General features: G+C 31.4%; 6 protein-coding genes and 1 pseudogene. 2 read left to right on the forward strand and 5 right to left on the reverse strand.

Translation table 11 applies throughout. The annotated features are described in order from the left end of the window. Positions 1–1,077 precede the first annotated feature (1,077 nt). A pseudogene (locus tag AC1RYN_RS03695) lies at positions 1,078–2,085 on the forward strand (OmpA family protein). Positions 2,086–2,320: 235 nt separating this feature from the next. Further along, positions 2,321–2,779 (forward strand): RNA methyltransferase, encoded by a 459-nt coding sequence (locus AC1RYN_RS03700; RefSeq protein ID WP_481805886.1) that lies wholly within the window; start codon positions 2,321–2,323, stop codon positions 2,777–2,779. Between the two features lie 67 nt (positions 2,780–2,846). Here AC1RYN_RS03700 and AC1RYN_RS03705 read toward each other — a convergent pair whose 3' ends face one another. The 5 genes from AC1RYN_RS03705 to AC1RYN_RS03725 form a co-directional block, all read right to left on the reverse strand. Then, positions 2,847–3,749 (reverse strand): EamA family transporter, encoded by a 903-nt coding sequence (locus tag AC1RYN_RS03705; RefSeq protein WP_481805881.1) that lies wholly within the window; start codon positions 3,747–3,749, stop codon positions 2,847–2,849. A 143-nt stretch (positions 3,750–3,892) separates the two neighbouring features. Then, positions 3,893–4,321 (reverse strand): MarR family winged helix-turn-helix transcriptional regulator, encoded by a 429-nt coding sequence (locus AC1RYN_RS03710; RefSeq protein ID WP_481805882.1) that lies wholly within the window; start codon positions 4,319–4,321, stop codon positions 3,893–3,895. Between the two features lie 174 nt (positions 4,322–4,495). Continuing rightward, entirely contained in the window at positions 4,496–4,816 is a 321-nt protein-coding gene (locus AC1RYN_RS03715) for a hypothetical protein (protein ID WP_481805883.1), read from the reverse strand. Further along, entirely contained in the window at positions 4,813–5,865 is a 1,053-nt protein-coding gene (locus AC1RYN_RS03720; RefSeq protein WP_481805884.1) for a hypothetical protein, read from the reverse strand. The genes AC1RYN_RS03715 and AC1RYN_RS03720 overlap by 4 nt, the downstream gene beginning before the upstream one ends. An 84-nt stretch (positions 5,866–5,949) precedes the next feature. Further along, on the reverse strand, positions 5,950–7,345 hold a 1,396-nt coding region (locus tag AC1RYN_RS03725; RefSeq protein ID WP_481805885.1), incomplete at its 5' end, for an alpha/beta hydrolase.

Raw genomic sequence — 7,345 nt, forward strand, 5'->3', positions numbered from 1 at the left:
AAGGTTAATACATGCTCCTGTTGTTAGGGAGGCAGCACCTTAAGAGATTCCATATGCGCAATTAAAGTATAATCTTTCGACCTAAAAACTTCATCTTCAATATTATCAATCATTTTTAGACACTCCGTATTTTTATATTGCTTAAAGTAGATTATAATTTTTGAGAACTTAGATTTAAGTATTCCTTCCTTATAATTAATAGACGTTGCAATCTTCAGAAACTTCAATCATCCACTAACAACGCTTTTTTATAATCGATTAGGGTCTTACTTTCTTTCAATAATACATCAACTTCTTCCTTTTTTTGGGAAAACATAGGATATAAAAGAACAAGATTTAAAAAAACACATACAATAAATTTCGATTTCATATAATAGTGATAGTTTAGTAATGATATTTGCTTAAATTAACCTAAAATATAGAATTAAGGTAAACAATAAATATAAATGATTGCAAAAAACTAATAGTACAGATTTTTATTTAGTCGATTCATAATTAATAAAATTCTATCCTCTTAGATTTGGCTTATTTTTTTAGATACAAAAATATATAATGTAGCAAATTGCTATCAAAAATTACCAATCTATTTTTTAAAAAACTAAAAATGCTTCGAACAACAAAATAATTTTAAACTAGTATTTATTTTCAATAGTGGCCCTAATTATTAACAAATTTATGAAAAGATTTAAAATGGTTGAAGCATAAAAAATAATTCCATCAGAATTCTTATTCTGAAATAAATCAATAATTAAATTTTATTGAGATGCTAACTTCTGCATTGAAAATTAATAAAATACACACAGAAAACAACAAGCCAATAACTTAAAACACTAACAACCAACACACACTCAACAAAAGTACTCTATTGCTCACTTAAACGCAATTTCAGAGTTTACAAAGCAGTCAAAAAAGGTGTTTAAAAATTATCTAGTGAAGATAGCTTAACAGAACATTCAAAAGATCAAAGCTCTGAATTTGAGTTCACAAAACAATTAATAGTAACAATCTAGTCGTAAAATATTGGTTTTTTAATTATTTAGACAGAACTTTAGCGGCATAAATCTAACCATAAATAATATGAAAAAAACGGTACTTCTATTTGCCTTAGGTACAATGATTATTTCATGTAATCAAAAAACCAATGAAAATCAAAATGCGGCTATTTCTGGAGAACAAAAAGAGCTGCCTTCAAGTAATGGGCAGGTAAATAATGATGTGAAAGGAAAGTTTCAAGATCGAAAACATTGCCTATTCAAATGCTGATTTAGGCAATTTTCCTTTTTTCACCTTACCTGAAGGGTTAAAAGAACAAAACAAACCACTTCAAAAAAAGTTTGATGTTTGTTTTTCCCAATAATGGCATCATGCCCCCATTTGAGGGTAAATTGTATAAAGCAAATATTACTGCAAAATCAGGAGAGGAATTTTCACAGCGGTATTTTGAAAAAAGTATAGAAGATTATATGACTGCTATCGGGGCTGTCAAAGTTTTTGATGGTAAAATTACAACAGAAGAATATGACCGTTATAACAAACAAGATCCTAACAAAGGAAATGAAGAGAATTGGGTATTCAGATGAACAAATTAAATTCTATCTTATCCGTTCCAAAGATAAAGGAAACATCTACGTACAGTTTTCTTCAAATAATGCTGGAGGAAAGCTCAATATTCTTCAAGAGGAAGCATTTAAACAAACTATAACAAAGGTTACAGCAGATGAGATTGTAAAAGATTTAACAGAAAAAGGCAAATCCATTTTATACATTAACTTCGATATCGATAAATCTACCATTTCTACTGATGGAATAGAACTAGTGAATGAAATTGCTGCAGCATTAAAGAAAAATACTTCTTTAAAAATCGCTATCGAAGGTCATACTGATAATACGGGTGATGCAGCACATAATAAAAAACTGTCAAACGATCGCGCCAATGCTGTACTGCGTACATTAGCAACACAAGGAATCGATAAATCCCGATTATCTGCAAAAGGGTTTGGAGCAGAACGTCCATTAGTTGCAAACAACTCAGAAGACAATAAATCTAAAAATCGCAGAGTCGAGTTGATTAAAATGAATAAATAGAAAAGCTCTTTTGTATTGCACTGCCCTCAAAAAATTAAACACTATTTGAGGGCATTTTTATGGATAGAGTTAAAAAAAACTATCAGAATACGACTTTGCTTTTCAGGGAGAATTAATCAAACCAATGATAATTTCAAAATTATCTACTTTAAGTTTATTTAAAATTCGATTGATAGATTCAAGTATATGGATCTAAAAATTGACTTATGTACTTACAGTTTGTACTTTTGTCCTTATGAATGATAACTTTATAAATGAATATTTTGGGATAGGGATACAAAATGGTAAAACTCCTGAAAATTTAGGTGTTTTGTGGCGAACCGCTCAAAACTTAGGTGCTACTTTTATTTTTACCATAGGCAATCGATATGCCAAACAAGCCTGTGATACTCATGATGCGGTAAAAGCAATTCCTTACTTTCATTATGATACTTTTGAAGCTTTTTTTGACAACTTACCTAAAGGAGCGCGATTGGTTGGTGTTGAATTAGATGAAAAAGCTTCCGATTTAGAAACCTTTGAACATCCAAGACGCTGTGTTTATTTATTGGGTGCAGAAGATCATGGCTTATCCAGAAAAGTAATGGACAAATGCCATAATTTAATAAAATTTAAATCAGAAAAAAGTTTAAATGTAGCCGTGGCAGGAAGTATCATTATGTACGACAGAAACTTACCTAAACCACGTTCTTAACAATAACAAACCATCTATTTGGTTGCGTTTTGAATATCTTAAATTTTTATATTTTTTATACGAATCCTCAAACATAAGAATCAAGTTCTTCTTTATTTTTATTAAGCGGTTTTTCTTTTTTAAGATTCATAACTATAATTGCTGCTATCATAATTAAAATTCCAATAATCTGAACGAAAGTTATATTTTCTCCCAACACTAAATTAGCTGTAAGAACTGCCACTGGTAACTCAACAGTCATTAAAAGTCCGCTTGTTGTTACACCTACTTTAGGAATAGCTACAGCGAACAAAGCTGGAGGCAGGATGGTGCCAAAAACAGAAAGGAAAAGTCCCCATTTTAATAAATGAAAGTCTAAATGATTAGAAAAAATTAAAGGCTGAAAATTTAAAATTAAAATAGAAAGTGCTGAGCCTGTCATAATCCATGCACTTCTGTTTTGCCAGTTTCCTTCTTTACCTGTTTTACTATTGAGAATAATGTAAATAGAGTAAATAAGAGATGCCAATAGAACAAATCCAACTCCTTTTATCGACAAGGAATTACTTTGATTAAAATCGATTCCACTTGCCAGAAGTGTCCCAAAAATAACAACTGCTGTAACTATTAATTCCATTTTAAGGGGCTTTTTACCGTACAGAATCCATTCTAGCAAAATACCAATCCATGTAAACTGCATAAGCAGTACAATAGCAATAGAAGCTGGAATGTATTTTACTGATAGATAATACAAAAAAGTCGTCATACCAATTGCCGCTCCAGTAAATAGCAACCACCCTATTTCTTTAGGCTTTCGGCTTTCCTTTTTTGTAAAAAAAACAATTGTCCATAACACAATTGCTCCTAAAAGTGCCTGAATAAAAGAAACTTCAGGTGTGGTATAACCTTGTCTGTATGCCAATTTTACAAATGAAGAAAGAATACCAAAACTTGCTGCTCCTACAAGTACCATCAAAACATATCTAACCATTACATTATTTCTTAAAATTCTCTTTATTTAGTTCTGGGCTTGCCCAATCTAATGCTCCTACTATAAATAATCTTAGGGCCTATTTAATTTTCTTTAAGTTATTTAAAGTCCTCTCTTTGTAACTTTTATTCCCAATTTTTTCCTCAATCAGTTCCAAATTTTTTAAGAAAAAGCCGATTCCCTTCTAGTAACTCCTCCATGGTTAAAATACAGGCTTCCCAACATTTTTCTAATTGTGGCAATGCTAACTCTGCTTTATGTGTTAGATACAGCAGTTGTTTACGTGAATCGGCAGTATCCGTTTTAGTTGCTATATAGTCTTTCAGTTTCATATTCCTAATAATCTTAACAATTCCAGGATGTGACATCTGTAGACGTTCTGAAATTTCAGTTACTGTGAGTTCTTTATGTTTTTTTAAAAGCAAGAATATAAGATGCCAGTTTGGCTCAATATCAACACCTACTGCTTTATAGAAATCTTTAGTACTATAAAGTATACTGTCTGTAAGTCTCTTTAATCGGCTTGTAAGCCCTACCAATTGTATTTCAATTAAAAAATCGTTCTGTATCATAAATTACGTAACTAGTTACGCAAATGTATAAAAAATTACGTAACTAGTTACGTAATTTTAAAAAATAGTTTTTAAATCCCCATAAGTAAGTACATTATTAGACGAAATACAGTACTATAAAACAAAAAACTCACGAATTCTTTCGTGAGTTTTTTTGTCTATATAAACGAGATTCTAGTTTAGAATTTCAAATACAATTGCCTCTACTGCTCCTGTTGCTGAATTAATAACCCCTACGTCTGTTTTTACCTCTGACATTCTTACCCAAACACCTCCATAAAAATCTCCAAAACCAAATGCTCCCCAGATAAGTTTGTGTGGAGTCCATTCGTTTTGTTCATTGGGTGCCATAAAACCAACTGAGTCGCTAAACTCCTGTGCGATAAAAAACCCATTTTTCAGAGCTGTTTCTAATACTTCTTTCCATTCTTTATCAGTCTGAAACTTACCTATAAAAACATCTTTTCCTTGGTAGCCTCTTGCCGCTTTTATCACAAATCTGTCTTTATCAGCTTTAAGCAATTCCGAAAGATCATATTCTTCTCCTTTAAAAAAGTCTTTTTATCTTCAACTGGCGAAGTCCAAGGAATATTTCGTAGCATTAGTTCATTCTCTTTTGGTGAAAATTTTCCTGATTGAGCTAATTCTCTTAGTATTGCTAAATTTCTTTTATCACCCAGCATTCTAAGTCCAACGTGGTCTGGAAAATATATTTTATCCATAATAAATGCTCTGAAAATTGCTGGAGTAATCTCAACATCTAAAGCTAAAATTATCACCCCGTGAATGACTATATCTTCAAGGCATAAATCCCCATCTATTAGTTCTAATGATTTTATGTCTGCTCCATATGCGTTTCCTTTTAACCCTTTTTTCTTCAATTCCTGTCTGTAAAAATTGTCGAAGAAATATATATTTTTCTCTCTCTCAGAATCTTCGATATCTCTCATATCTATAAACAGATTAAGGGTATCGCTTTCTTTACCTACCTGCTTTATAATTTGTTCGATAAGGTACTCCATATATATCTCCAATGTATTCCTTGTTTTGTAATTATGGGATTTAGCCTCATCACTCAATTCAGGATGATTTCTTCTGATTACAGATTCCAAACTATGTATCTGCCATCCTCCTAAAGAAGATCCCATATTGACTTCTAAAATTTTAAAACCTTCGTCTGTGTAAGTCAAATCTAATCTACAGCCAATCTGAACATTTTTATCATGGCACATCATTCCAAAATCTGCAAGAATTTCATTTCCATCAAAATAAAAATCTGCAATTTTTTTAGTATCATTATTAAAATATAAAGATGGTATTTTCTGTAATAGTTTAGGGATTGTATATGTCAGTTCCTTTAATTCATCTGTCATTTCTTTGTTAATGAGTATTGGCCACGCTGTTACGGGATATTCATAGTTTTTAAATACTTCTGGAACTAAATCATCATCAGTGTTAATCCTTGATGGAAATTGAATATTATTTCTGAACTCTGAAAATTTATCCGAAAGGATAGTATATTCTTCTGTTATATTTGCTATCATGATAAAATATTTTTGTTTTTTGTTTTTTGTAATTATTCTTTGCTCTTGAAATGAAATAAGTAGTGTATGACTACGAGTACGTTTTTATATTATTCCCCAATAAAACAGGTAGGTTGCAAACAGTAAGTTTGAAAAGATTACCAAAAAACTATTCCCCTTTGATTTGTTTTTTTTTATGGTAAAAAGAAAATACAAACATGTGAGCGCCAAACAGCCTAAAAATCCAAAAAGTAATGAGAAAACATAACCGAAATTTTCTGGTAAACCAAAGGCCAAAATGAAGAAGTTCTGTTTCGAAACACTTAATATTGCCATAATCAAACTTACGAAGAGGCCTAATCCTATGAGAGAAGTAATAATTAGGCATACTCTGATAATTTTATCCTGAACTGTAGCGTACTTTCTTTTTATCAATTTTATAAAATACATGAAAATAAAAGCCAACATGATTCCTAAAGCAATTACCAAAGGAAACAAAAAGACTGGATTTAATTCTCCTAAGCTGCTTCCTGCCTTAGCAATACCTTTATTAATAATAACTCCCGTGGCAAGATTTAATGCTTTGGCTTTCTTAAAAGCATCAAGATCCAATTTCTTTCCTGGATTATCGATGAACTTTTCTGCTACTTCACGCCCTATTGTCGTAAAACTAGGTACGTGACCATAAGTATAAGCTTCTATATTATGAGCATTACCAAATCTTGCTGCTACTTTTTTTCCATTTGCTTGTGGTGTAATTGGATCAAACTCCCCAGAGAAGACCAATACTGGATATTTAGCTAAGGTAAGATTTGATAGATCATAGCTTTTCTTTGTGGCTTCACTTCTGTTTTTATTCCATGCATCACATACTTCAAAATCAGACTTATAAAAAGAAATTCCTCCATCTAAACCTTTGAATTTTGATGACTTGTTTTGGTATGCTGAAAAATCATTATTAGGAAGTGCTTCATTACAGCTGATACAATAGTAAACTCCATAATCCATGTCTAATAAACTTGAAAAAGCACTTACCAAATTCCCTAATGATTCTCCTTTTCTTTCATGAAACTGATAAATTAGCATTGGAATAACTTCTACCAGCTGTTTATTATACAAGGCTTGTTGAATTGCTACTTTAAAATCTTCTGGATTATATGTAAATGTGCCCGAAGGAACCAATGATTTATCTACTGATACGGTTAGAGGGTTTTTCTTCAAATCGGCAATTACGTCATAATATGTTTTTTCTAAATTTGGATATTCTTTATTGTATTTTTCATCGTTTTTACAGATTTCAAATATTTTCTGCAGACTGCTCATGTAATTAGCTGTATTATCAACATAATAAGTTGACATATCATAGATTGCCGAGTCAAGTACCAATGATTCTATATCTTTCGGATATGCGCTTGCATATACCTGTGCAACATAGGTTCCGTAGGATACTCCGTAAACATGAGGTGCTGCCTCCCTAACAACAGGAGCATGTATTAACCTT

The organism is Flavobacterium sp. TC780 (assembly GCF_056783245.1).